This is a genomic window from Pseudonocardia oceanicola (genome assembly GCF_047200735.1).
Taxonomy (GTDB): domain Bacteria; phylum Actinomycetota; class Actinomycetes; order Mycobacteriales; family Pseudonocardiaceae; genus Pseudonocardia.
This window is the reverse complement of sequence record NZ_JBJZON010000108.1, coordinates 1-323: the sequence shown is the minus strand read 5'-3', so window position 1 is coordinate 323 and position 323 is coordinate 1. Positions and strand designations below refer to the sequence as shown.

General features: G+C 71.2%; 1 pseudogene. It reads left to right on the top strand.

Going from position 1 to position 323, the window contains the following annotated elements:
• Positions 1-323: pseudogene (fbiC, locus tag ACL02T_RS35025) on the top strand (7,8-didemethyl-8-hydroxy-5-deazariboflavin synthase); the annotation flags it as partial.

Below are 323 nucleotides of genomic sequence, written 5' to 3'. Positions count from 1 at the left end.
CCGTCCATGGGCATGATGCTGGAGACGACGGCGACCCGGCTCTGGTCGGAGAAGGGCGGGCCGCACTACGGCAGCCCGGACAAGGAGCCGGTCGTCCGGCTGCGGGCGCTGACCGACGCTGGACGCGTGGGCGTGCCGTTCACGACCGGCATCCTGATCGGGATCGGGGAGACCCGTGCCGAGCGCGCGGACTCGATCTTCGCGATCCGGTCGGCGGCGCGGGCGCACGGGCACATTCAGGAAGTCATCGTGCAGAACTTCCGGGCCAAGCCGGACACGGCGATGGCCGGTGACCCGGATGCCGACCTCGAGGAGCTTGCGGC